Here is a 21687-nt window from a genome sequence, read left to right on the forward strand (position 1 = left end):
CTACGACATCCGCACCGCCGCCGTCGCCCGCTCCGTCCCCTGCCTCACCACCGTCCAAGCCCTCGCCGCCGCCGTCCAAGGCATCGACGCACTCAACCGGGGCGATGTCGGTGTCCGTTCCCTCCAGGAACACGCACAGCACCTGACCGCGGCCCGCGACTAGCGATCATGAAGGGGGACACCGGAAACGGTGTCCCCCTCCTGATGAGGACACCACTCATGTACAAGCTGTTCTTCAACCTCGTCTTCCGGTGGATGGACCCCGAGCGGGCCCACCACCTGGCGGTCCGCTGGATTCGTCTCGCCGCGCGCGTCCCCGTACTGCGCACCTTCGCCGCCGCCGTGCTCGCGCCCCGGCACAAGGAGCTGCGGACCGAGGCGCTCGGGCTGCGGATGCACGGCCCCTTCGGACTCGCGGCCGGCTTCGACAAGAACGCCGTGGCGATCGACGGCATGGCCATGCTCGGCTTCGACCACGTCGAGATCGGCACGGTCACCGCCCTCGCCCAGCCCGGCAACCCCAGGAAGCGCCTCTTCCGGCTGCTTCCCGACCGGGCGCTGATCAACCGCATGGGCTTCAACAACGAGGGATCGTCGGCGGTCGCCCAGCGGCTCGCCGGGCGCCGCCCGGTGTTCCGGAGCGTCGTCGGCGTCAACATCGGCAAGACCAAGGTCGTACCGGAGGCGGAGGCCGTCGCCGACTACGTCACCTCCACCGAGCGGCTGGCCCGACACGCCGACTACCTTGTGGTGAATGTCTCCTCGCCGAACACGCCCGGGCTGCGCAATCTCCAGGCGACGGAGTCCCTGCGCCCGCTGCTGACCGCCGTGCGCGAGGCCGCCGACCGCACCGTGACCACCCGGCGCGTCCCCCTGCTGGTCAAGATCGCGCCGGACCTCGCCGACGAGGACATCGACGCGGTCGCCGACCTGGCCGTGGAACTGGGGCTGGACGGCATCATCGCCACCAACACCACCATCGGCCGCGAGGGGCTGGAATCGCCGCCGTCGCTGACGGCGGAGACGGGCGGGCTCTCCGGCGCGCCCCTCAAGGAGCGCTCCCTCGCCGTTCTGCGGCGGCTGTACGCCCGTGTGGGCGACCGGATCACCCTCGTCGGGGTCGGTGGCATCGAGAACGCCGAGGACGCCTGGCAGCGGATTCTGGCGGGGGCGACCCTGATCCAGGGGTACAGCGCCTTCATTTACGAGGGCCCGTTCTGGAGCCGCGCGATCCACCGGGGTCTCGCCGCCCGTCTCGCCGCCAGTCAGTACGCCACTCTCGCCGAGGCCGTCGGCGCCGCCGTCCGCCCGGGCACGCCCGCGCAGACCGGCCCGGCGCGTTCCGCGCAGGCCGCCCCCTCCGCGCCCGACTCCTCGACGACCGACCCCGCCGGCAAGGAGTCCGCCGCGTGATTCCCTTCGGAACCCGTCTGCGGACGGCCATGGACACCCGGGGTCCGCTCTGCGTCGGCATCGACCCGCACGCCTCCCTGCTGGCCGCCTGGGGCCTCGACGACGATGTCGCGGGCCTGGAGCGGTTCACCCGTACGACCGTGGAGGCGCTGGCGGACCGGGTCGCCGTCCTCAAGCCGCAGTCGGCGTTCTTCGAACGGTTCGGCTCGCGCGGCGTCGCCGTGCTGGAGAAGGCCGTGGCGGAGGCCAGGGCGGCGGGCGCGCTGGTCCTGATGGACGCCAAGCGCGGTGACATCGGCTCCACGATGGCCGCCTACGCCGCGACCTATCTGGACCCGGCGTCCCCTCTCTTCTCGGACGCGGTGACCGTCTCGCCGTACCTCGGCTTCGGCTCCCTGCGCCCGGCGCTCGACGCGGCCTCGGCGGCCGGTGCCGGCGTCTTCGTGCTGGCGCTGACCTCCAACCCGGAGGGCGCCGAGGTCCAGCGCGCCACCGCGGCCGACGGGCGCTCGCTGGCACAGGTGATGCTCGACCACATGGCGGCCGAGAACGCGGACGCCCGGCCGCTGGGCTCCGTGGGCGCGGTGGTCGGCGCCACCCTCGGCGACGCCGGGGTGGATCTGGACATCAACGGTCCGCTGCTCGCCCCGGGCATCGGGGCCCAGGGCGCGACGCCCGCCGATCTGCCGGGCGTCTTCGGCGCGGCGGTCGGCCATGTGGTGCCGAGTGTCAGCCGGGGCGTGCTGCGCCACGGGCCGGACACGGCGGCGCTGAGGGCGTCGGCCGAACGGTTCGCGGACGAGGTCAGAGCGGCGGTATCGGGAGCGACAGGGGCGTAAGAGGGCAGGCCGCCTCCCTGGTGGAACCGCGCAGCGACCACCGGTAAAACACGTGTACCAGCCCTCTTGACAGAATCTTGGCCTAAATCACAGCCCTAATGTCGGAAAAGTCCTGGTCGGTCGATGCTGACCAGGACTTTTCGCTTGTTCTCGCTGACTGGAGCGGTGATGGCCGCTAGTCTCCGTCGAAGAGCGAACGTGCACTGCGTTGCTCGTTGCTCGCCTGGTGTGGGGCGACTAGGTTCCTCACCGGTCCGTATCCGACAGTTCGACATCCGAGGTGACGTAGGCGTGGCTCTTCCGCCCCTTACCCCTGAACAGCGCGCAGCCGCGCTCGAAAAGGCCGCCGCGGCTCGCCGGGAGCGGGCCGAGGTCAAAAATCGACTCAAGCACTCCGGCGCCTCGCTCCATGAGGTCATCAAGCAGGGTCAGGAGAACGACGTCATCGGCAAGATGAAGGTCTCCGCCCTCCTTGAGTCCCTGCCCGGCGTGGGCAAGGTCCGCGCCAAGCAGATCATGGAGCGGCTCGGCATTTCCGAGAGCCGCCGAGTGCGCGGTCTCGGCTCCAATCAGATCGCGTCTTTGGAGCGCGAGTTCGGCGGTGGCCCCGCCTGACGTTCCCGGGCACCCTCGGGAACCTGGATAATCGCTGCATGGCAGCAGAGGTACGTCCGCGGCTGACCGTGCTCTCCGGCCCCTCCGGGGTCGGCAAGAGCACGGTCGTCGCGCATATGCGCAAGGTCCACCCAGAGGTCTGGCTCTCGGTGTCGGCAACCACCAGAAGGCCGCGCCCCGGCGAGCGTGACGGTGTTCAGTATTTCTTCGTCTCGGACGATGAATTCGACAAGCTGATCGCCAACGGCGAGCTCCTGGAGTGGGCCGAATTCGCGGGCAACCGCTATGGCACCCCTCGGCGGGCGGTCCTGGACCGCCTGGAGGCGGGGGAGCCCGTGCTCCTGGAGATCGATCTTCAGGGCGCCCGGCAGGTCAAGGAAGCCATGCCGGAGTCCCGGCTGGTCTTTCTCGCCCCGCCGAGCTGGGACGAGCTGGTCCGCCGGCTCACCGGGCGGGGCACCGAATCGGCCGAGGTCATCGAGCGCCGGCTGACCGTCGCCAAGGTGGAGCTGGCCTCGGAGTCGGAATTCGACACGACGCTGGTCAACACCTCCGTCGAGGACGTGTCGCGCGAGCTGCTAGCCTTGATGATGGTGTCTTCCGGGGAGTGACCTCCCGGGATCTTCTGGGGGCTGACTCCAGGAGGATCTTCACACCGTTCGGTCTTTTCCCATTCTTCGGAAGGTAGAGCGTGTCCTCTTCCATTACCGCGCCCGAGGGCATCATCAACCCGCCGATCGACGAGCTGCTTGAGGCCACGGACTCCAAGTACAGCCTCGTGATCTACGCGGCGAAGCGCGCGCGTCAGATCAACGCGTACTACTCGCAGCTCGGTGAGGGCCTGCTTGAGTACGTCGGTCCGCTCGTTGACACCCACGTCCACGAGAAGCCGCTGTCGATCGCCCTGCGTGAGATCAACGCGGGTCTGCTGACCTCCGAGGCCATCGAGGGCCCGGCCCAGTAAGCACGCGGTATCAGCTCGAATGACCACAGGCCCGGCGGGATGTCCGCCGGGCCTGTGGTGTCTGATGGTTGTTCCGGGGACAGAGCCGGCCGAGTGCGGGGAGACACAGTGGACAAGCCGAAGATCGTTCTGGGGGTCAGCGGGGGTATCGCCGCCTACAAGGCGTGCGAACTGCTCCGACGGCTGACGGAATCCGGCCACGATGTACGGGTCGTGCCGACCGATTCGGCCCTGAACTTCGTCGGGGCGGCGACCTGGTCGGCGCTTTCCGGCCATCCTGTCTCCACCGAGGTCTGGTCCGACGTCCATGAGGTTCCGCATGTGCGCATCGGGCAGGGCGCGGATCTGGTGGTCGTGGCCCCCGCCACCGCGGATCTGCTCGCCAAGGCCGCCCACGGCCTCGCGGACGACCTGCTGACCAACACCCTCCTCACCGCCCGCTGCCCCGTGGTCTTCGCGCCCGCGATGCACACCGAGATGTGGGAGCACCCCGCCACCCAGGAGAATGTCGCGACCCTGCGCCGGCGCGGCGCCGTGGTGATCGAGCCCGCCGTCGGCCGGCTCACGGGCGTGGACACCGGCAAGGGGCGGCTCCCGGACCCCGGGGAGATCTTCGAGCTCTGCCGCGGGGTGCTGGCCCGGGGGCCCGTCGCCCCCGATCTGGCCGGCCGCCATGTCCTCATCAGCGCGGGCGGCACCCGTGAGCCGCTGGACCCGGTCCGCTACCTGGGCAACCGTTCCTCCGGCAAACAGGGGTACGCCCTCGCCCGGACGGCGGCGGCCCGGGGCGCCCGGGTCACTCTGATCGAGGCCAACACCCAGCTGCCGGACCCCGCCGGGATCGATGTGATTCATGTCGGTACGGCGGTCCAGTTGCGGGAAGCCGTGCTCAAGGCGGCGGGGGAGGCCGATGTGGTGGTGATGGCCGCCGCCGTGGCCGATTTCCGCCCCGCCGAATACGCCACGGGCAAGATCAAGAAGAAGGACGGCCAGGAGCCCGCGCCGATCGCCCTGGTCCGCAACCCCGACATCCTCGCCGAGGTGTCCGCCGAACGGCCCCGGGCCGCTCAGGTGATTGTGGGCTTCGCCGCCGAGACCGAGAACGTCCTGGCCAATGGCCGCGAGAAACTCCGCCGCAAGGGCTGTGATCTGCTGGTCGTCAATGAGGTGGGGGAGCGCAGGACCTTCGGCTCCGAGGAGAACGAGGCCGTGGTGCTCGCGGCGGACGGCGGGGAGACCCCGGTGCCGTACGGCCCCAAGGAAGCCCTCGCGGACACCGTGTGGGACCTGGTGCTGCCCCGGCTCCCATGAATTCCGTGTGTCGCACACCACGTGACACGTCAGCCCCGGGGCTCCACCGCAACCACGAGTTTTCGGCCTGCCGCCCTGTTCGGCGCCCTCCATGGCCCGCCGGAAGGGTGATTGGCCGATTCTCGCTACAACCGTCGCTCGACGGCCATTCGCCGCCACCTGGCGAGACGGGTGGTTCGCAGCCGGGGGGCGGCGGATAAACTGGCCATGGAACGTCGCGGGGCGCAGCCCCCTGCCGGTCCGCCAATGATCAGCCAGCAGCCGCTGCAACCCCAGGGAGCGATGTGTCCCGCCGTCTCTTCACTTCGGAGTCCGTGACCGAGGGTCACCCCGACAAGATCGCCGACCAGATCAGCGACACCATTCTCGACGCACTCCTGCGGGAGGACCCCACCTCCCGCGTCGCCGTGGAGACCCTGATCACCACCGGCCTGGTCCATGTGGCCGGCGAGGTGACCACCAAGGCCTACGCCGACATTCCCACGCTCGTACGCAACAAGATCCTGGACATCGGCTACGACTCGTCGAAGAAGGGATTCGACGGCGCGTCCTGCGGCGTCTCGGTCTCCATCGGCGCTCAGTCCCCCGACATCGCCCAGGGTGTGGACACGGCGTACGAGAAGCGCGTCGAGGGTGCCTCCCAGAGGGACGAGGGCGACGAGCTGGACAAGCAGGGCGCCGGCGACCAGGGCCTGATGTTCGGCTACGCCTGCGACGAGACCCCCGAGCTGATGCCGCTGCCGATCCACCTCGCGCACCGGCTCTCCCGCCGGCTCTCCGAGGTCCGCAAGAACGGCACCATCCCCTACCTCCGTCCCGACGGCAAGACCCAGGTCACCATCGAGTACGACGGGGACAAGGCCGTCCGCCTGGACACCGTGGTCGTCTCCTCGCAACACGCCTCGGACATCGACCTGGACTCGCTGCTCGCACCCGACATCCGCGAGTTCGTCGTGGAGCACGTCCTGACCCAGCTCATCGAGGACGGCATCAAGCTCGACACCGAGGGCTACCGCCTCCTGGTGAACCCGACCGGGCGCTTCGAGATCGGCGGCCCCATGGGTGACGCCGGCCTCACCGGCCGCAAGATCATCATCGACACCTACGGCGGCATGGCCCGCCACGGCGGCGGCGCCTTCTCCGGCAAGGACCCCTCCAAGGTCGACCGCTCCGCCGCCTACGCCATGCGCTGGGTCGCCAAGAACGTCGTCGCCGCCGGCCTCGCCGCCCGCTGCGAGGTCCAGGTCGCCTACGCCATCGGCAAGGCCGAGCCCGTCGGCCTCTTCGTCGAGACCTTCGGCACCGCGACCGTCGACACCGAGCGCATCGAGCAGGCCATCGCCGAGGTCTTCGACCTCCGCCCCGCGGCCATCATCCGCGACCTCGACCTGCTCCGTCCCATTTACGCCCAGACCGCCGCCTACGGTCACTTCGGCCGCGAGCTGCCCGACTTCACCTGGGAGCGCACCGACCGCGTCGACGCCCTCCGCGCGGCTGTCGGCCAGTAGCCCCCGGCTCGACCACACGAAGCGGGCTTCGGCACCCCTGTCCGGGGTGCCGAAGCTTTTGCCCCGGGCGGGTCAGAAGGGCGGGAGGGGCGATTCCGGGGGAGCTGGTGCGTCCGTCTCCTGCTCCGGTGGAGAAGCCTGCGGGCGTGGCGACCCGAAGCGCTCCTTGAGTCCCGCTGCCTGATCCTCGTCGTGATGGTTCATGGTCTGGGCCACGTACTCGGCGAGGAGGATGGTCTCGGGGGACTCCGGGGAGAGCCCTGTGTCCCGCAGGAAGCGGGAGAAGGCGAAGGCGAGGTCGTTCGCCGGCGGAGGCTCGTCGCGACGAGCCGAGGGATCGAGGGGAGAGTCGGCGTCCGCGGGGTCGGCAGGAGCCCCCGCAGGCGGGTCGTCGTTCCTCTCCGGCGCCACCAGGTGCTGTAGCCGGTCCATGACGTCCTCGTCATTGGCGACGGAGGTGAGCTGCGCCAGCAGACCGAGATCCTTCACCGTCCTGTCGATGCGGTCGTCATTGCGGTGGAGCCACCACACGACCGCACTGCTCGTGTCCTTCAGCACATCCTCACCCAGATACGCCCGTCTGCTCTGCTCGTACTTCCGTTCGTGTTCCCAGACGGCTTCGTCCTTACGGACGGCTGCCAGCTTGGCGAGCCTCTCCCTGTCCTCGTCCGCGAGGGTGAGTGCGACATCCAGCGCCATTGCCTGGACACGACTGGTCGAATCCGCGCACATGGTGGCCAGCTCACCGTCCAGCTCGTGCTGGACCAGCGAGGCCCGGCCGGGCTCGCGTGTGGAGGTGATGGCTCGTGCCCGTTCCAGGATGGAATCGACGGCCAGCCCGCAGGCATGGATCGGCGGGGCCCCGCCCGGTGCCGGCACGGGGCACCAGCGGACGGTGGCCGAGAAGAGAAAGTCGTAGTCCTCCGCACTGCTGGGCAGGGCCACCTCGGTAATCCGCAGTTCACGGCGTTCAACCGGAGGTACCGGCAGATCGGGCTCCCGCAACAGGGCCACGGGAAAGGGGTCCCTGTTCCGCTCGGCCAAGGACACCGCGGCGACAGGAGCCGTCACCAGGAGAATTCCGGCGACGGACCAGGCCCAGAACGGCCAGTGCCAGTGGAGGCCGAGAATGGTGAGCAGCAAGCCTCCGATCAGGGTGAGAAACACCAGCATGGTTTTCTGTCCCGAGCTCATGGCGCTGTTTCCTCCCGGAGGGAGCCGAAGCGGGTGCGCTGGGAGTTACGGATCTTCTCGAAGAGCAGCGCGGGAAGGGCGTCGGCGGCACCGTCGGGCAGCGGCCGGGCGCTCGCCCATTCCCGGGCGAGACCGTAGAGGCGCCCCAGCCGGTCGCCTCTGCCTTCACAGGCCTCCACCAGAGTGTTCAGCAGCGGATCTGACGCCTGCGGTCGGACACACGCCATACGCAGCCACTCCCGCACCGCGGTGGCCCACACCGCTGCCGGGCGCTCGCTGAACACAGCGGTCCAGCACAGCACCAGCCGGCCACTCACCGTTCGGTCGCCGATCAAGGGGCCGCGGCGGTCTCCCGGCGCGGTCAGCGGGCCGGGCGCGGACAGGGCGAGGAAGATGTCCCGGTCCGCGGACCAGTGGTTCGCGCCCGCCAGCCGGTCCAGCATGCGCCGCAGCAGTCTCCGGTCACCGCCGACCAGTCTCGTCAGGGCATCGCGGGCCAGGCTGGACGCCTCCTCTCTCCGGGCCAGATGGTGCAGACGTACCATCGCCGAGTCGGGATGGCGGAAGGCGAGGTCGGCGACACAGACATCCACCAGAACCCGGCGCTGTCGCGCCGACAGCGAGGTCTTCGACCACTCATAGATGCGGCGCCGGAACACCCAGCCGAATTCTCTGCTGTTCAGTCCGTGCTTGAGCGCATGGGCCGATGCCCGCAGCACGGCATCCCCCGCGGACGGCCGTCGGGACCAAATCTCCGCGAGTCCGAGCAGATCATGCGGTCTGCGGACCCTCAGAGACTGCTCGGCGAACCGGCGGATGAGATCGTCCTGCTCGGACTGGGTCAGGTCGAGCCGGTACACGGTCTCTCCCACCCAGGACCGCAGATGGCCGTGGAGATCCGGCAGATCTCGCCAGATGTGCAGACGTACGGCGTCATCGGCACCAAGGGACTTGAACCGCACGCGGTTGTTGTCGTCGATCTCGGCTGCGATCCGGTTCAACCGATCGGAGAGCGGGCGGTGCTCCAGAAGCTCTCGCGCCTCCTGGGACGAGCCCTTCTTGTCGAGCAGCAGCACCGCCGCGCGATGGACTGTGTCGGACCTGGCCTCGTGCAGCATGGCGGTGGCCACCAGCAGGGCGCGGGGGGTGCTTCTGCGGACCGTGTGGAGTTGGACGCCCGGTTCCCGACGCTGCCGCACCACACCATCGAGCGCACGCGAGCACCAATCCTGAAACGAACCGCCCCGTTCCGCTGCCAGGCACAGATACTGCGCGAAGGCGGCGACCTGGGTGAGCGGTGGTGTGCTCAAGAGGAAGTCCGTCACTTCGGCGGGAGAGTCCTCAGCCGCGAGAGGGTCCAGACCGGCGATCCTGAGGTGGCGCTTGACGATGTCGAGCTCCATGCCCTCAGGACGGGAGATGGCGTGGTGCAGATCGAGGAGAGCAGGTGGCAGGCTTCTGTCCTTCCTCCGCGGCAGGACCACCACCAGTCCCGCGTTCCGGTCGTTGACCGCATGACGGAAGGAGGAGAGCTCTGTCAGCACGTTCTCCCATGTGGCGTCGTCCGCGAGGGAGAGATCGAGCAGTAGTCGCCCGTTGTCCGGGACCGTTCCCGGGTTCAGCAGAAGATCGGAATCCTCCTCCCTGTCGAGGAAGACCTCCTGAAGCCCGCTGCCCCCATTGCGCAACTGGACCAGCAGCACGCGCGCGGCCGAGATCCGGCCGTCTCCCGGGCTCCCATTGATCAGTACCGTTCGGCGTCGCTCCAGTGTGAGCAGCGCTTCGGCGAAACCGTCGGGCTGGACGAAGTGCCTTTGGAGCCAGTGGATCTCGTCCTCCGCGACGGCTCGCGGCGGCCGGCCCCGGGAGTCCGCCGCCAGCCCGCCCAGGATGATCTGCGGGCCGGTACCTGTATGGGTGAAACCGCCCAGGGAGTCGATGAGCGTCCGTGCCTGGGCGGTCATTGAGCGCCGTCTTCGCGTCGGCGCTCCCGGACGAACTTCTGCCTGCCGTGGTGATCACCGGCGATGTACTGGGCCCCGTCACCGGTGAAGTGGGGCAGATGCTGAGCACCACTCCCTGTGTGCAGCGGACCGTGAGCGTTCTTGATGACGGTGCCTCCCAGGTCCCCCGAGACGTTTCCCGCCTGGATGACCCCGTCGTGGGCATCCCCGGAGACGGAGTTCCGCACGGATTCGGACGCGGCGGGAAGCGAGACGGCTCCCGCCTTCTCCGCCTCAGCCAGTTCCGGGGTCATCAGGGCGAGTCTGTCCCCGAGCGCCAGCAGGCCGTACTGGGTGTTCTGCGTGTCGAACCTGATCGACTGGCAGCGCGCCAGCCGTCCCAGCCCACGGGGGAGGTCATCGGGGCTCAGCCGCCTGGTTGTGCGCCCCACCAGGACCGGTACGACGGGGATGGAGCAGCGGAAAGCCTCCTGGATTTCCCTGCGCACCCAATCGTCGGCCCTCTGCAACTGGGGAAAACCGGTCCACTTGCCGCCGATCACCGCCAGCAGTACGGAGCTGCGCCGAACCCCCTTGAGCAGTTCTTCGTCGAAGAGATCACCCAGCTGAATCGACTTGGAAGCGCGAAAGACACGCTGCGTTCCGAAGCGCTCGCTCAGGTAACCCTCGATGGCGACGGCGGAGTCCTCTCCGTCGCCGGTTCGGTAATTGATGAAGATCTCGGCCATGACTGTCCTCTCCCGGACTACTGCGACGGTGTGGCGGGGGCGAGTGCGAAAGCGAGCAGCGGGGACAGTTCGCGGACGGCTGGATGGGTGCGATGGCGTGCCAGTGCGCGGGCAAGGCGCCGAAGATCGAGGGCGATAGTCGCGGAACTCACGGTGTACGCCGTCCCGAGCAAATCGGTGATCAGCGCGCAGGCCTGATCGATCTCACCGGCGAGAGCGTGGGCGAGAGCCTGTCGGGTCCCGTACCTGGCCCGGGTGCGAAGGGCTGCCTCCGCGACACGGGAGAGTTCCCGCCCCAGCGCCTGTGCTGCCTCGCGGGGTCGGCCGAGGTCGAGCAGGGACCAGCCGGTGGTCATCGACACCGGGTCGATGAGGTTGGTCGTACCCAGCGTCGGACCATCGGACTCACGGGCATCGCGGTCCAGGAACTCCCGGGCGCGGTCAAGGTTGTGCATGCAAGCGCTGTAGTGGCCCAGGAGCGCATGGCCCTGGGCTTCGCGCTGCGCGGCGAGGCCGCGGACGCGTGCCGACGCCCTGCCCGACTGGGCCGCCCGGGCGAGGGCGATCGTCTCGGCCCCGTCCCCGGCGTAGTAGGCCATGAGTCCACGGCGTACGAGCGAGTAGGACGCCAGCTGTGAGTCCCCACAGGCGGCTGCCAGCTCCACGGCCTGGTCGGTCCAGCTCAGGGCCGTCTCCTCGGCACCGGCCTCCTGCGCCATCCAGCCGGCGAACTCCGCGTAGTGCGCGGAGAGAGCGAGCAGGCCCTTTCCCGTGCGAGGTCCGCTCCGGGCGGACAGGGTGCGCAGCGCACGGGTCTGTTCCGCCAGAGCGGGCAGCACCGCGGCCGGCGGTGCGGTCTGGCCCAGCCGCCTGAATTGATCGAACAGGGCACGGGACACCTCCAGCAGAGTGCCGTCCTCGGCGCCGGGCGGATGGTCGCGACCGGCCAGTGGCGCCATCGCCAGCACGGTGGCGGCGCCCGCGGTCACCAGGCTCCGGCGCCTCGGCGGCTCCACGGAGCCCGCGGCGCGGTCGGGCAGGAACTCCAGGAGTCTGCCGCCGGTCCGCAGTCGTGCGTCACACAGGCGGGCCAGCTCCTCGGTGGGGCGTTTGCGGCCCGTCTCCACCTTGCTGAGTTGTGCCTTGCTGTAGTGGACGAGCGAGGCCAGCTGAGTCAGGGACAGACCCGCGGCCAACCGGGCCCGGCGCAGTTCACTCCCGAATGCGGACGGCTGTTCCAGCACATGAACTCCCGTGATGAGTGTCGCGCCCCGGCTCTGTGGCCGTTCGGCGCCCCGAGCCAGATTGGGCGCGGTCGGACAGCGGGGGCAAGGCGGTCCGTGCGTTTCCTGTTTCCGGTTCGGAGGCCGACGGATTCCGGGCGCCTGCTTCGTGAAGGAGGCACCGCCGGGCGGGCCGGTAACGTGGGGGAACGAGTGGTCGAGCCGGCCTCGGCGGCTTGTCAGTGGGGTCTGGTAGGAATTTGGCTGTGAGCAGCGACAATCAGCAGCCCGATGAGCCCGCCGCCGGTGGGCCCGAGCAGCTTGCGCTCATCCGGGAGAGCGTGCGCCGGGCCAAGGTGCCCAAGGCCAAGCCGCGGACCTGGCGGGGGGCCGCGCTGGCCAAGGAGCTGCCGGTGGCGCGGGTGGTGGTCAACAAAGGGGTGCTCCACCTCGACCAGTACTTCGACTACGCCGTGCCCGAGGAGCTCGACGCCGACGCGCAGCCCGGGGTGCGGGTGCGGGTGCGGTTCGGGGCCGGGGGGCACCGGGTGCGGGAGGGGCGCCGGGAAGGGGGCGGCCTGATCGACGGGTTCCTCGTCGAGCGGCGCGCCGACTCGGACTACGGCGGAGCCCTCGCCGCCCTCGCCTATGTCGTCTCGCCCGAGCCGGTCCTCGGCCCCCGGATGCTGGCGCTCGCCCGCGCCGTCGCCGACCGGTACGCCGGATCGCTCGCCGATGTGCTCCAGCTCGCCATCCCGCCGCGGAACGGCCGGGCCGAGTCCAAGCCCTCGCCCGAGCCGCTCCCGCCGCCGGCCGTGCCCGAGCCCGGCGGCTGGGCGCGGTACGGCAGGGGCCCCGCTTTGGTGTCGGCGCTGGCGGGCGGGGGGGCACCCAGGGCCGTGTGGACCGCGCTCCCCGGACCCGAGTGGCCCGACGAACTGGCCCGCGCGGTCGCCGCCACCCTCGCCTCCGGGCGGGGAGCGCTCGTGGTGGTGCCCGACGGCCGCCGGGCCTCCCGGGTCGACGCCGCGCTCACCGCGCTCCTCGGCGCCGGGCACCACGCCCTGCTCACCGCCGAGTCCGGGCCCGAGAAGCGCTACCGGCAGTGGCTCGCTGTGAGCAGGGGCTCCGTGCGGGCCGTCATCGGGACCCGCTCGGCGATGTTCGCTCCCGTACGGGATCTCGGGCTCGTCGCCGTCTGGGACGACGGCGACTCCAGCCACAGCGATGAGAACGCGCCATTTCCTCATGTCCGTGAGGTTCTCGAACTCCGTGCCGCCCACGAGCAGTGCGCCTTTCTGCTCGGCAGCACCAGCTGCACCGTGGAGGCGGCCCAGCTCGTCGAGAGCGGCTGGGCGCTGCCCCTGGCCGCCGACCGCGAGCAGGTGCGCCGCGCTGCCCCCCTGGTGCGCACCGTCGGCGACGGCGACCTCGCCCGCGACGAGGCGGCCCGTGCCGCACGGCTCCCCAGCATCGCCTGGCAGGTCGTCCGGGACGGCCTCAGGAGCGGGCCCGTCCTGGTCCAGGTGCCCCGGCGCGGCTATGTCCCCCGCCTCTCCTGCGAGCGCTGCCGCGCCCCGGCCCGCTGCCGGCACTGCTCGGGCCCGCTGGAGGCGCCCGACGAGCGCGACCTCACCTGCCGGTGGTGCGGGCAGGGCGCGCTGGACTGGCACTGTGCCGCATGCGGCGGTACGAGACTGAGGGCCCGGGTCGTGGGGGCGCGGCGCACGGCGGAGGAGCTGGGGCGGGCGTTCCCCGCCGTCCCCGTGCGCACCTCCGGCCGGGACCATGTGCTGGACGCGGTCCCGGACCGCCCCGCGCTGGTGGTGAGCACCCCCGGCGCGGAACCCGTCGCCGAGGGCGGGTACGCGGCGGCGCTGCTCCTGGACGGCTGGGCGATGCTCACCCGGCCCGATCTCCGTGCCGGGGAGGACGCGCTGCGGCGCTGGATCGACGCGGCGGCGCTGGTGCGGGGGCAGGAGGACGGCGGCACGGTGGTCGTGGTCGCCGAGCCCACGCTGCGGCCCGTGCAGGCACTGGTCCGCTGGGACCCGGCGGGGCATGCCCGGCGCGAGCTGGCGGACCGGGCCGAGCTGGGGTTCCCGCCCGTGTCGCGGATGGCGGCGGTGACCGGGCGGGCCGAGGTGATCGGCGCGTTCATGGCGGCGGTGGAGCTGCCGGCCGACGCGGAGGTCCTGGGCCCGGTCCCGCTGCCGCAGCCACCCCCGGGCCGCCCGCGCAGGCCGGGGGACCCGCCGGTGGGGGAGGTCTGGGAGCGCCTGCTGCTGCGGGTGCCTCCGGGGAGTGGGGCGGCGCTGGCCGGGGCGCTGAAGTCGGCGCAGGCGGGGAGGTTGGCGAAGGGCGGGGGGGAGCAGGTCCGGATCAGGATCGACCCCTCGGACATCGGCTGAGCAGTCCGGCCCGGCCCGGGCCCGGCCTGTCCCAGCCCGTCCGGGGGCACCTCCCAGCGGCAGCTCTGGGGGAGTTCCAGGACGGACCCCGGGGCGCGGGGCCGTGTTCCGCGGGGGTGGTGCGCCCGGAGCCGGTCCGGCTCCTCTGGGCGCACCCGGCCCGGCGGGGTGGGTCAGCCGTTGCGGGGGCCCGGGAAGGCTCCCGGGCGGGAGTCGTCGCGGAGGGGCTGCGGGGGCATGGCCCGCGCGGCCGGCACCGACGCCGGAAGCCCGGGGACGGGCAGCGTCCGGGTGACCGCGGGCTCCGGGACCCGGTCCTCCGGCGGCACCCCCTGCTGGGCCGCCCGCCGCGCCCCGTACCGCCGGTGCACCGCCTGCTTGGTGACCCCGAGCGCCGACCCCACCGCGTCCCACGAGAACCCCAGTGAGCGGTCGAAGTCCACCGCCGCCGTCACCAGCGTCTCGACGCTGTCCCGCAACTCCTGCGCGAGACGCACCGTCGGAGCGGGTGCCCTGCCGTAGACGACGAAGCCGGTCGAGGGACCGGAGCGGCGCGGGCGGTAGACATTGCCCAGCTGGGCGGTGAGCGTGCGCAGTGCGTCCACCTGCCGGCGGACCCGCTCGATGTCCCTCACCAACAAGTGCAGACTTGCCCGGGCTTGGGCGTCGTGGGTTGCGTGGTCGGCCATTGGGAAGCCTCTCGAACCGGCGTTGAAAGGGGGTCGGGCCGCTCGTCCGGGCGGTCCGCTTCGGTCAATCTCACTTGACCAACGCGCCAGCGGCCGATGTGGTCACGGTGCCGGGGGCGTCAGCGCGTACGAACAGGGCGCGCGGGCTTCCGTACGCCCCCTGCGGTGATCCCCCATAGACTGGTGCGCTCCCGTCCCCGGCTCCCCGGAACACATCAGCCTGAGAGGCAGTCAGCACCGATGAAGCTCGTCTTCGCAGGCACCCCCGAGGTCGCCGTCCCCGCCCTGGACGCCCTGATCGCCTCCGACCGGCACCAGGTCGCCGCGGTCGTCACCCGCCCCGACGCCCCCGCCGGGCGCGGCCGGCGGCTGGTCGCCAGCCCGGTCGCCCAGCGCGCCGAGGAGGCCGGCATCGAGGTGCTCAAGCCCACCCGGCCCAGGGACGAGGATTTCCTCGCCCGGCTGCGCGAGATCGCCCCGGACTGCTGCCCGGTCGTCGCCTACGGCGCGCTCCTGCCCAGGGTCGCGCTCGATGTGCCCGCGCACGGCTGGGTGAATCTCCACTTCTCGCTGCTGCCCGCCTGGCGCGGCGCCGCCCCCGTGCAGCACGCCGTGCTCGCCGGGGACGAGATGACGGGGGCCGCGACCTTCCAGATCGAGGAGGGCCTCGACTCCGGCCCGGTGTACGGGGTGATCACCGAGCGGGTCCGCCCCGACGACACCAGCGGCGATCTGCTCACCCGGCTCGCCTTCGCCGGCTCCGGACTGCTCGCGGCCACCATGGACGGCATCGAGGACGGAACCCTCGAGGCGGTGCCCCAGCCCGCCGACGGTGTCTCGCTCGCGCCGAAGCTCACCGTCGAGGACGCCCGGGTCGACTGGGGCGCCCCCGCGCTCCGGGTCGACCGGGTGGTCCGCGGCTGCACCCCCGCCCCCGGGGCGTGGACGGAGTTCCGGGGCGAGCGGCTGAAGCTGGTCTCCGTGCGGCTGGTGACCGACCGCACCGGCCTCGCCCCCGGGGAACTGGCGGCGGGCAAGAACGACGTCCACGCGGGGACCGGGTCCCACGCCGTGGAGCTGCTCTGGGTCCAGCCGCAGGGGAAGAAGCCGATGCGCGCCGCCGACTGGGCGCGCGGCGTCCGCATCGCCCCGGGCGAGCGCCTCGGCACCACCGGGTCCTAGGCCGTCTCTTCCGGATCGTGCCGGGCTCGCGAGCCCCGGTGCCGCGCCCCGCCGCGTTGTCGTCGGTCGCCGGCGCTCCGCGTGGGCTCCCTCCTCCGCCTTGCGATCCACGGCACCGGACCCCGCTCACCGGTCCGGCCCGATCCGAAAGAAACTCCCCGGGGCCGCTCCCCGGGAGGGGGACTACCCTTGCAGGGTTCGGACCCTTTCACCGCGGAGCACCTTTGAACGACCAGGCACGCGCCAACAGCACCCACCGCCCCGGCAGGCCCTACCGGCGCCCGAAGAAGGACCCCGTGCGGATTCTCGCCTTCGAGGCGCTCCGGGCGGTCGACGAGCGGGACGCGTACGCGAACCTCGTCCTGCCCCCGTTGCTGCGGAAGGCACGCGAGCAGGACGACTTCGACGCACGGGACGCGGCGCTCGCCACGGAGCTGGTGTACGGCACCCTGCGCCGCCAGGGCACCTATGACGCGATCGTCGCCACCTGCATCGACCGGCCGCTGCGCGAGGTCGACCCGCCGGTGCTCGATGTGCTCTCGCTGGGCGCGCACCAGCTGCTCGGCACCCGTATCCCCAGCCACGCCGCCGTGTCGGCCAGTGTGGAGCTGGCCCGCGTGGTCCTCGGCGACGGGCGCGCCAAGTTCGTCAACGCCGTACTGCGCAAGATCGCCCGCGACGATCTCGACACCTGGGTGGCGCGGGTCGCGCCCCCCTACGACGAGGACGCCGAGGACCATCTCGCGGTGGTGCACTCGCACCCCCGCTGGGTGGTCTCCGCGCTGTGGGACGCGCTGGGCGGCGGCCGTGCGGGCATCGAGGAGCTGCTGGCCGCCGACAACGAGCGCCCCGAGGTGACCCTGGTCGCCCGCCCCGGCCGCTCCACCGCCGATGAGCTGCTCGGCTCGCTCGACGACGCGTCCGGACTGCCGGGCCGCTGGTCGCCCTACGCGGTGCGGCTCACCGAGGGCGGCGAGCCGGGTGCCGTGGAGGCGGTCCGCGAGGGCCGCGCCGGGGTCCAGGACGAGGGCAGCCAGCTGGTCGCCATCGCCCTGGCCAACGCCCCGCTCGAGGGCCCGGACACCCGCTGGCTCGACGGCTGCGCCGGTCCCGGCGGCAAGGCCGCCCTGCTGGGGGCGCTCGCCGCGCGGCGCGGAGCCGCGCTGCTGGCCTCCGAGAAGCAGCCGCACCGGGCCAGGCTGGTCGAGCGGGCGCTGACCGGCAACCCCGGCCCCTACCAGGTGATCGCCGCCGACGGCACCCGCCCGCCGTGGCTGCCGGGCGTCTTCGACCGGGTCCTGGTGGACGTCCCCTGCTCGGGGCTCGGCGCCCTGCGCCGCCGCCCGGAGGCGCGCTGGCGCCGCCGTCCCGAGGACCTGGAGGGGTTCGCGCCGCTCCAGCGCTCCCTGTTGCGGGAGGCGCTGTCGGCGGTGCGGATCGGGGGCGTGGTGGGGTACGCGACCTGCTCGCCGCATCTCGCCGAGACCCGGGTCGTGGTGGACGACGTCCTGCGCGGGCGCGGCGGCAACACCCCGGTCGAGGCGGAGTGGGTGGACGCCCGGCCGCTGCTGCCCGGTGTGCCCGCCCTCGGCGACGGCCCGGACATCCAGCTCTGGCCGCATCTGCACGGGACGGACGCCATGTATCTGGCCCTGCTCAGGCGCACCGGCTGAACGGCGGGCCCCGCTGAACGGCCGAACCGCCCGGCCCTCGCCGAACCGCGAGGGCCGGGCGCGGAACCCCCGCTCAGGAACCCCCGCTCAACCGCGGGCCCCGCTCAGGAACCCCCGCTCGCCCCAGGACCCCGGCCGAACCACCGGAACCACCGGAACCACCAGAACCACGGACAGCACCGGAACCACGGACAGCACCGGAACCACCGGAACCACGGAAAGCACCGAAACCACCCGAACCACCGAACCCCGCCACCCGAAATAAGGGTTTTGGTGGGAGTCGTACCGCTTCCGTATGTGAATTGGTCTGTACCGGTTCACCGGCCGGGGCGGGGAACCGGCCCGGAGCATGGCAGGCTTGCCCCATGGCCGTACAGATCAACCCCAGCATTCTCTCCGCAGACTTCTCCCGCCTCGCGGAAGAGGCGAAGGCCGTCGAGGGTGCCGACTGGCTCCATGTCGATGTGATGGACAACCACTTCGTGCCCAATCTGACGCTGGGCGTGCCGGTCGTGGAATCCCTCAGCCGGGCGGCGGACACCCCGCTGGACTGCCATCTGATGATCGACGACCCCGATCGCTGGGCACCCCGGTACGTCGAGGCGGGGGCCGGTTCCGTCACCTTCCACGTGGAGGCGGCGGCCGCCCCCGTGCGGCTCGCGCGGGAGATCCGGGCCAAGGGCGCCCGTGCCTCGATGGCCCTCAAGCCGGCCACGCCGATCGAGCCCTACGAGGACCTGCTCCCCGAGCTGGACATGCTGCTGATCATGACCGTGGAGCCCGGCTTCGGCGGTCAGGCCTTTCTCGACATCATGCTCCCGAAGATCCGCCGCACCCGTGAGCTGATCTCCAAGCACGGCCTTGAGCTGTGGCTCCAGGTGGACGGCGGGGTCTCGGAGACCACCATCGAACGCTGCGCCGAGGCCGGCGCGGATGTGTTCGTCGCCGGTTCGGCCGTGTACGGGGCGAGCGATCCCGCCGAGGCGGTCCGCTCGCTGCGCGCCCGCGCCCAGGGCGCCATCGCCACGGCCGGCTGGGCGTGCGGCCACTGACCCGGCGCGCCCGGGAGCGGCCGGCGGGCCGGTCGCGGAGATCACCGGGAGGCCGCGCGGGCACACGGTCGGCCACCGCACGCACGGGCCTCTTGGCGACAAGCGGCCACAAGCAACGGAACTCGGCCCATCAGGGCTGATCAACATCCATCGGATCTGACAGGATTACGGGTCCGGAGTGTGAACAGCAGTGAGGAGATCGCGGTGTCGACGGGCCGGTCAGCTGCGCGGATGGGACCCGCGGAGCTGGTGCAGGCGGCGGCCATGGCCCGCCGCTTCTATCTAGAGGGCAAATCCAAGATCCAGATCGCGGAGGAGTTCGGCGTCAGCCGCTTCAAGGTCGCGCGGGTCCTGGAGACGGCGCTGGAGCGTGATCTCGTACGGATCGAGATCCGCGTCCCCGCCGAACTGGACGCCGAGCGCTCCGACGCGCTGCGGGCCCACTTCGGGCTGCGGCACGCCGTGGTGGTGGAGTCCCCGGCGGAGGCCGAGGAGTCGCCCGACCCGGAGAACCTGGGCGAGGTGGCCGCCGATCTGCTCGGTGAGCTGGTCGACGAGGGCGCGGTGCTGGGGCTGGCCTGGGGCCGGTCCACCATTCACATGGCCGCCGCGCTCGACCGGCTGCCCCCGTGCACGGTCGTCCAGCTCACGGGCGTGTACGACGCGGGGACCGCCGAGCGCGGATCGGTGGAGGCCGTCAGACGCGCGGCCCAGGTCTCCGGCGGTGACGCCCACCCCATCTACGCGCCGATGCTGCTGCCCGACGCGGCGACCGCCGCCGCGCTGCGCAGCCAGACCGGTATCGCCCGCGCCTTCGACTACTTCGACAAGGTCACCGTCGCCGCGGTCTCCATCGGCTCCTGGGAGCCGGGGATCTCGACGGTCCACGACATGCTCAGCGACGAGGAGCGCGCGCGGTACGCCTCGTACGGTGTCGCCGCCGAGATGTCCGCGCACCTCTTCGACCGCGACGGCCGCCGGGTCGGCCGTGATCTGGGGGAGCGCTGCATCACCGTGGAGGCCGACCGCCTGCGCCGTATCCCCGAGGTCGTCGCCATCGCCGGCGGACAGCGCAAGGCGGAGGCGATCGCGGCCGTGCTCCGGTCCGGTCTGGTCACCAGCCTGGTGACGGACACGGCGGCGGCCGACCATCTGCTGTCGGTCCCCGCCGGGCCGAGGCCCGCGCTGGAGCGGGCGGACCCCGACGACTGACCGGCGCGCGGCGCGACCGGCGGGAGAGGGAGGGCCGGGCGTCGTCCCGGCCCCGCGGACGGCGCCGGATCAGCGGCGGACGGTGTGCGGCTCCGTGCAGCCGGGGTCCCAGGAGGAGCCCGTGCGGCGCGCCCTTCCCGCCGCGCTCACGGCGCCAGCGCCCGGGGCGTGCCCGACAGCCGGGGCAGCCGGGTGAGCTGCGCCCCGAACCCCGTCAGCGCGAGCAGGCAGTCGCGGAGGGCCGCGCGGCGGAACGAGCCGCCCGTGCGGCCGGGGGCGAGGAAGCTGATCTCGTGGTCGGCCGCCGCCCGGGCCAGGCCCGCCGTCTCCTCCTCGGCGGTCCGCCCCAACTGGAGCCAGACCGATCCGATGGGCAGATGGGGCAGCACATGCGGGACGACGGCCTGCCCCAGGATGCGGGAGTCGTGGAACGCGGTGACGGTGATCTCGGTGTGCGCGAGCCGGTCGGCCCACTCGCCCTGAGCGGCGATCACCTCGGCGAACCGGGCGGCCTCGCGGCCACCGCAGCCGCCGGGGAGAATCCAGCTCGCGGCGGGAACGCCCGCCGTGCGGAACTCGTTCGAGATGTGACGGGCCTCGGGAGCCGAACCGAGGACGGCTGCTCTGTTGACATTCATATCTGTGACCTCGAAACGCAGAGAACCATTCGTGCGCAGGCATGACGCTGGTGATCCGGGAGGCTCCCTGTCCTCCCGCGCGCTGGGTACTCGACCTCGCGGCGTGTGCCGGACGGCCGCACGGTGACCGGGGTCCGACGGTCTCCCCGGGCTCCGGTCAACAATTCTTTACCCTACGGCGTCGACGGCCCCTCGCGAGCTGTCACAGCAGGAACTTGCGTATCCGTGCCATGCCATACGGGCCTCCGGGGCCGGTATTCGACCCTGTCCCGGACGAGCCCGGCCCCCGGCCCCCGGCAGGCCGGCTCGCCTTGACCGTCCGGTGCGGCCCGCACATAATTTCTGCCGTCAGGTCCCCTGTGGACGCGCTATCCGGGAGGCCCCAGCGCATGACGGACCAGTCCGGCGCGGTGGAACTGCCCGAGCGGGTGGCGGCCCGGCTGAACCTCCTCTTCGAAGTGGTTCAGCCCGCGGCTCTGCAACGCCCCTGGAGCAGTACGGAAGTCGCGGACCGCGCGGGCGTCGACCCCTGCTATGTCGACGGTCTGCGCACCGCCACCCTGCCTCCGGAGGAGGTCGATCCGCAGATCGGCGAGAAGCAGCGCGATCAGCTCTTCGCCCAGCGCCTGGAGTGCCTCTTCCGCACCCGGCTCTCCCCGGCCACCGGCAAAAGGGTCACCCAGACCGAGGTCGCCGAGGCGCTGAAGAGCAACAAGCAGCACGTCGGCAATCTCCGGTCCGGCCGGAACAATCCCTCGATCGTGCTCGCCCAGAAGTACGCCGACTACTTCAAGGTCGACGTCGGCTACTTCAGCGCCGCCCCGCTCAGCGCCGTCGCCTCCTGCTTCGGGCACTCGAAGGACTTTCTCCTCCTCGGGGACGACGATCCCTATGTCGTCCAGGCCACGGCCAATCTGCGGCTGCTGCGGGCCATGGCCGACCGGAGGGTCCGCCATGTGGTCGGGCGGCTCGTCGACCGGTACGAGGCATCGTGGTGAGACGGCTCCGGGGGCGCCCCGCCGGAGCCCTCCCGGCGCGTTCCCCGCGGCGCGTACGGTGCCGATGGACATC

The 21687-nt window shown here is 71.7% G+C and carries 19 protein-coding genes; 13 read left to right on the forward strand and 6 right to left on the reverse strand.

All coding sequences use genetic code 11. The features are described from left to right. Nucleotides 1-219: 219 nt before the first annotated feature. From ABT122_RS24390 to metK, 7 genes are all read left to right on the forward strand, one after another. On the forward strand, nt 220-1413 hold the full coding sequence (locus tag ABT122_RS24390; RefSeq protein ID WP_351556189.1) for a quinone-dependent dihydroorotate dehydrogenase: 1194 nt from the start codon (nt 220-222) through the stop codon (nt 1411-1413). Continuing rightward, a complete protein-coding gene (gene pyrF, locus ABT122_RS24395) occupies nt 1410-2252 on the forward strand; it encodes an orotidine-5'-phosphate decarboxylase (protein ID WP_351556065.1) in 843 nt (280 codons plus the stop codon). The genes ABT122_RS24390 and pyrF overlap by 4 nt, the downstream gene beginning before the upstream one ends. A 291-nt stretch (nt 2253-2543) precedes the next feature. Continuing rightward, nucleotides 2544-2867, forward strand: a complete 324-nt coding sequence (locus ABT122_RS24400) for an integration host factor (protein WP_003956414.1) — start codon at nt 2544-2546, stop codon at nt 2865-2867. Between the two features lie 38 nt (nt 2868-2905). Continuing rightward, nucleotides 2906-3478 (forward strand): guanylate kinase, encoded by a 573-nt coding sequence (gene gmk, locus ABT122_RS24405; protein ID WP_351556068.1) that lies wholly within the window; start codon nt 2906-2908, stop codon nt 3476-3478. Between the two features lie 80 nt (nt 3479-3558). Then, a complete protein-coding gene (rpoZ, locus tag ABT122_RS24410) occupies nt 3559-3831 on the forward strand; it encodes a DNA-directed RNA polymerase subunit omega (protein ID WP_005319902.1) in 273 nt (90 codons plus the stop codon). 108 nt (nt 3832-3939) lie between these two features. Beyond that, a complete protein-coding gene (gene coaBC, locus ABT122_RS24415) occupies nt 3940-5142 on the forward strand; it encodes a bifunctional phosphopantothenoylcysteine decarboxylase/phosphopantothenate--cysteine ligase CoaBC (RefSeq protein ID WP_351556071.1) in 1203 nt (400 codons plus the stop codon). A 284-nt stretch (nt 5143-5426) separates the two neighbouring features. After that, nucleotides 5427-6650 carry a methionine adenosyltransferase gene (metK, locus tag ABT122_RS24420; protein WP_351556074.1) on the forward strand — a complete coding sequence of 408 codons (1224 nt, stop codon included), beginning with the start codon at nt 5427-5429 and terminating at the stop codon, nt 6648-6650. Between the two features lie 72 nt (nt 6651-6722). Here the strand turns inward: metK and ABT122_RS24425 are convergent, their stop codons facing one another. From ABT122_RS24425 to ABT122_RS24440, 4 genes are read right to left on the reverse strand one after another with little or no spacing between them, the layout of a single operon-like run. Next, nucleotides 6723-7844: a hypothetical protein gene (locus ABT122_RS24425; protein ID WP_351556077.1), complete on the reverse strand. Its 1122-nt coding sequence runs from the start codon at nt 7842-7844 to the stop codon at nt 6723-6725. Further along, on the reverse strand, nt 7841-9808 hold the full coding sequence (locus tag ABT122_RS24430; protein ID WP_351556080.1) for a hypothetical protein: 1968 nt from the start codon (nt 9806-9808) through the stop codon (nt 7841-7843). The genes ABT122_RS24425 and ABT122_RS24430 overlap by 4 nt, the downstream gene beginning before the upstream one ends. Next, nucleotides 9805-10536, reverse strand: a complete 732-nt coding sequence (locus ABT122_RS24435) for a toll/interleukin-1 receptor domain-containing protein (RefSeq protein WP_351556083.1) — start codon at nt 10534-10536, stop codon at nt 9805-9807. The genes ABT122_RS24430 and ABT122_RS24435 overlap by 4 nt, the downstream gene beginning before the upstream one ends. Before the next feature lie 17 nt (nt 10537-10553). Continuing rightward, nucleotides 10554-11780 (reverse strand): NsdA family TPR-like regulatory protein, encoded by a 1227-nt coding sequence (locus ABT122_RS24440; protein WP_351556086.1) that lies wholly within the window; start codon nt 11778-11780, stop codon nt 10554-10556. A 245-nt stretch (nt 11781-12025) separates the two neighbouring features. Here ABT122_RS24440 and ABT122_RS24445 point away from each other — a divergent pair, with 245 nt between their 5' ends. Beyond that, nucleotides 12026-14170, forward strand: a complete 2145-nt coding sequence (locus tag ABT122_RS24445) for a primosomal protein N' (protein ID WP_351556088.1) — start codon at nt 12026-12028, stop codon at nt 14168-14170. 173 nt (nt 14171-14343) lie between these two features. Here ABT122_RS24445 and ABT122_RS24450 read toward each other — a convergent pair whose 3' ends face one another. Continuing rightward, nucleotides 14344-14859 carry a hypothetical protein gene (locus tag ABT122_RS24450; RefSeq protein WP_351556091.1) on the reverse strand — a complete coding sequence of 172 codons (516 nt, stop codon included), beginning with the start codon at nt 14857-14859 and terminating at the stop codon, nt 14344-14346. Nucleotides 14860-15099: 240 nt separating this feature from the next. On the opposite strand from ABT122_RS24450, the gene fmt reads away from it, so the two are divergent. From fmt to ABT122_RS24470, 4 genes are all read left to right on the forward strand, one after another. Further along, nucleotides 15100-16041, forward strand: a complete 942-nt coding sequence (fmt, locus tag ABT122_RS24455; RefSeq protein WP_351556094.1) for a methionyl-tRNA formyltransferase — start codon at nt 15100-15102, stop codon at nt 16039-16041. Between the two features lie 224 nt (nt 16042-16265). Then, a complete protein-coding gene (locus ABT122_RS24460; protein ID WP_351556097.1) occupies nt 16266-17714 on the forward strand; it encodes an RsmB/NOP family class I SAM-dependent RNA methyltransferase in 1449 nt (482 codons plus the stop codon). A gap of 365 nt (nt 17715-18079) precedes the next feature. Further along, a complete protein-coding gene (gene rpe / locus ABT122_RS24465; RefSeq protein WP_351556100.1) occupies nt 18080-18766 on the forward strand; it encodes a ribulose-phosphate 3-epimerase in 687 nt (228 codons plus the stop codon). 180 nt (nt 18767-18946) lie between these two features. Beyond that, nucleotides 18947-19978 carry a sugar-binding transcriptional regulator gene (locus ABT122_RS24470; RefSeq protein ID WP_351556103.1) on the forward strand — a complete coding sequence of 344 codons (1032 nt, stop codon included), beginning with the start codon at nt 18947-18949 and terminating at the stop codon, nt 19976-19978. A gap of 146 nt (nt 19979-20124) precedes the next feature. Here the strand turns inward: ABT122_RS24470 and ABT122_RS24475 are convergent, their stop codons facing one another. Next, on the reverse strand, nt 20125-20616 hold the full coding sequence (locus ABT122_RS24475) for a hypothetical protein (protein WP_351556106.1): 492 nt from the start codon (nt 20614-20616) through the stop codon (nt 20125-20127). Between the two features lie 389 nt (nt 20617-21005). On the opposite strand from ABT122_RS24475, the gene ABT122_RS24480 reads away from it, so the two are divergent. After that, a complete protein-coding gene (locus ABT122_RS24480) occupies nt 21006-21614 on the forward strand; it encodes a helix-turn-helix domain-containing protein (RefSeq protein ID WP_351556109.1) in 609 nt (202 codons plus the stop codon). Nucleotides 21615-21687: the final 73 nt, after the last annotated feature.

This window comes from Streptomyces sp. NPDC001985, assembly GCF_040296845.1.
Classification (GTDB): Bacteria; Actinomycetota; Actinomycetes; order Streptomycetales; family Streptomycetaceae; genus Streptomyces.

Excerpts from the sequence above, each read along its gene's own strand:
- ABT122_RS24425 (WP_351556077.1), bottom strand. The coding sequence starts at position 7,844 with ATGAGCTCGGGACAGAAAACCATGCTGGTGTTTCTCACCCTGATCGGA.
- ABT122_RS24475 (WP_351556106.1), bottom strand. The coding sequence starts at position 20,616 with ATGAATGTCAACAGAGCAGCCGTCCTCGGTTCGGCTCCCGAGGCCCGT.
- rpe (WP_351556100.1), top strand. The coding sequence starts at position 18,080 with ATGGCCGTACAGATCAACCCCAGCATTCTCTCCGCAGACTTCTCCCGC.
- ABT122_RS24480 (WP_351556109.1), top strand. The coding sequence starts at position 21,006 with ATGACGGACCAGTCCGGCGCGGTGGAACTGCCCGAGCGGGTGGCGGCC.
- ABT122_RS24450 (WP_351556091.1), bottom strand. The coding sequence starts at position 14,859 with ATGGCCGACCACGCAACCCACGACGCCCAAGCCCGGGCAAGTCTGCAC.
- ABT122_RS24430 (WP_351556080.1), bottom strand. The coding sequence starts at position 9,808 with ATGACCGCCCAGGCACGGACGCTCATCGACTCCCTGGGCGGTTTCACC.
- gmk (WP_351556068.1), top strand. The coding sequence starts at position 2,906 with ATGGCAGCAGAGGTACGTCCGCGGCTGACCGTGCTCTCCGGCCCCTCC.
- ABT122_RS24390 (WP_351556189.1), top strand. The coding sequence starts at position 220 with ATGTACAAGCTGTTCTTCAACCTCGTCTTCCGGTGGATGGACCCCGAG.
- ABT122_RS24435 (WP_351556083.1), bottom strand. The coding sequence starts at position 10,536 with ATGGCCGAGATCTTCATCAATTACCGAACCGGCGACGGAGAGGACTCC.
- fmt (WP_351556094.1), top strand. The coding sequence starts at position 15,100 with ATGAAGCTCGTCTTCGCAGGCACCCCCGAGGTCGCCGTCCCCGCCCTG.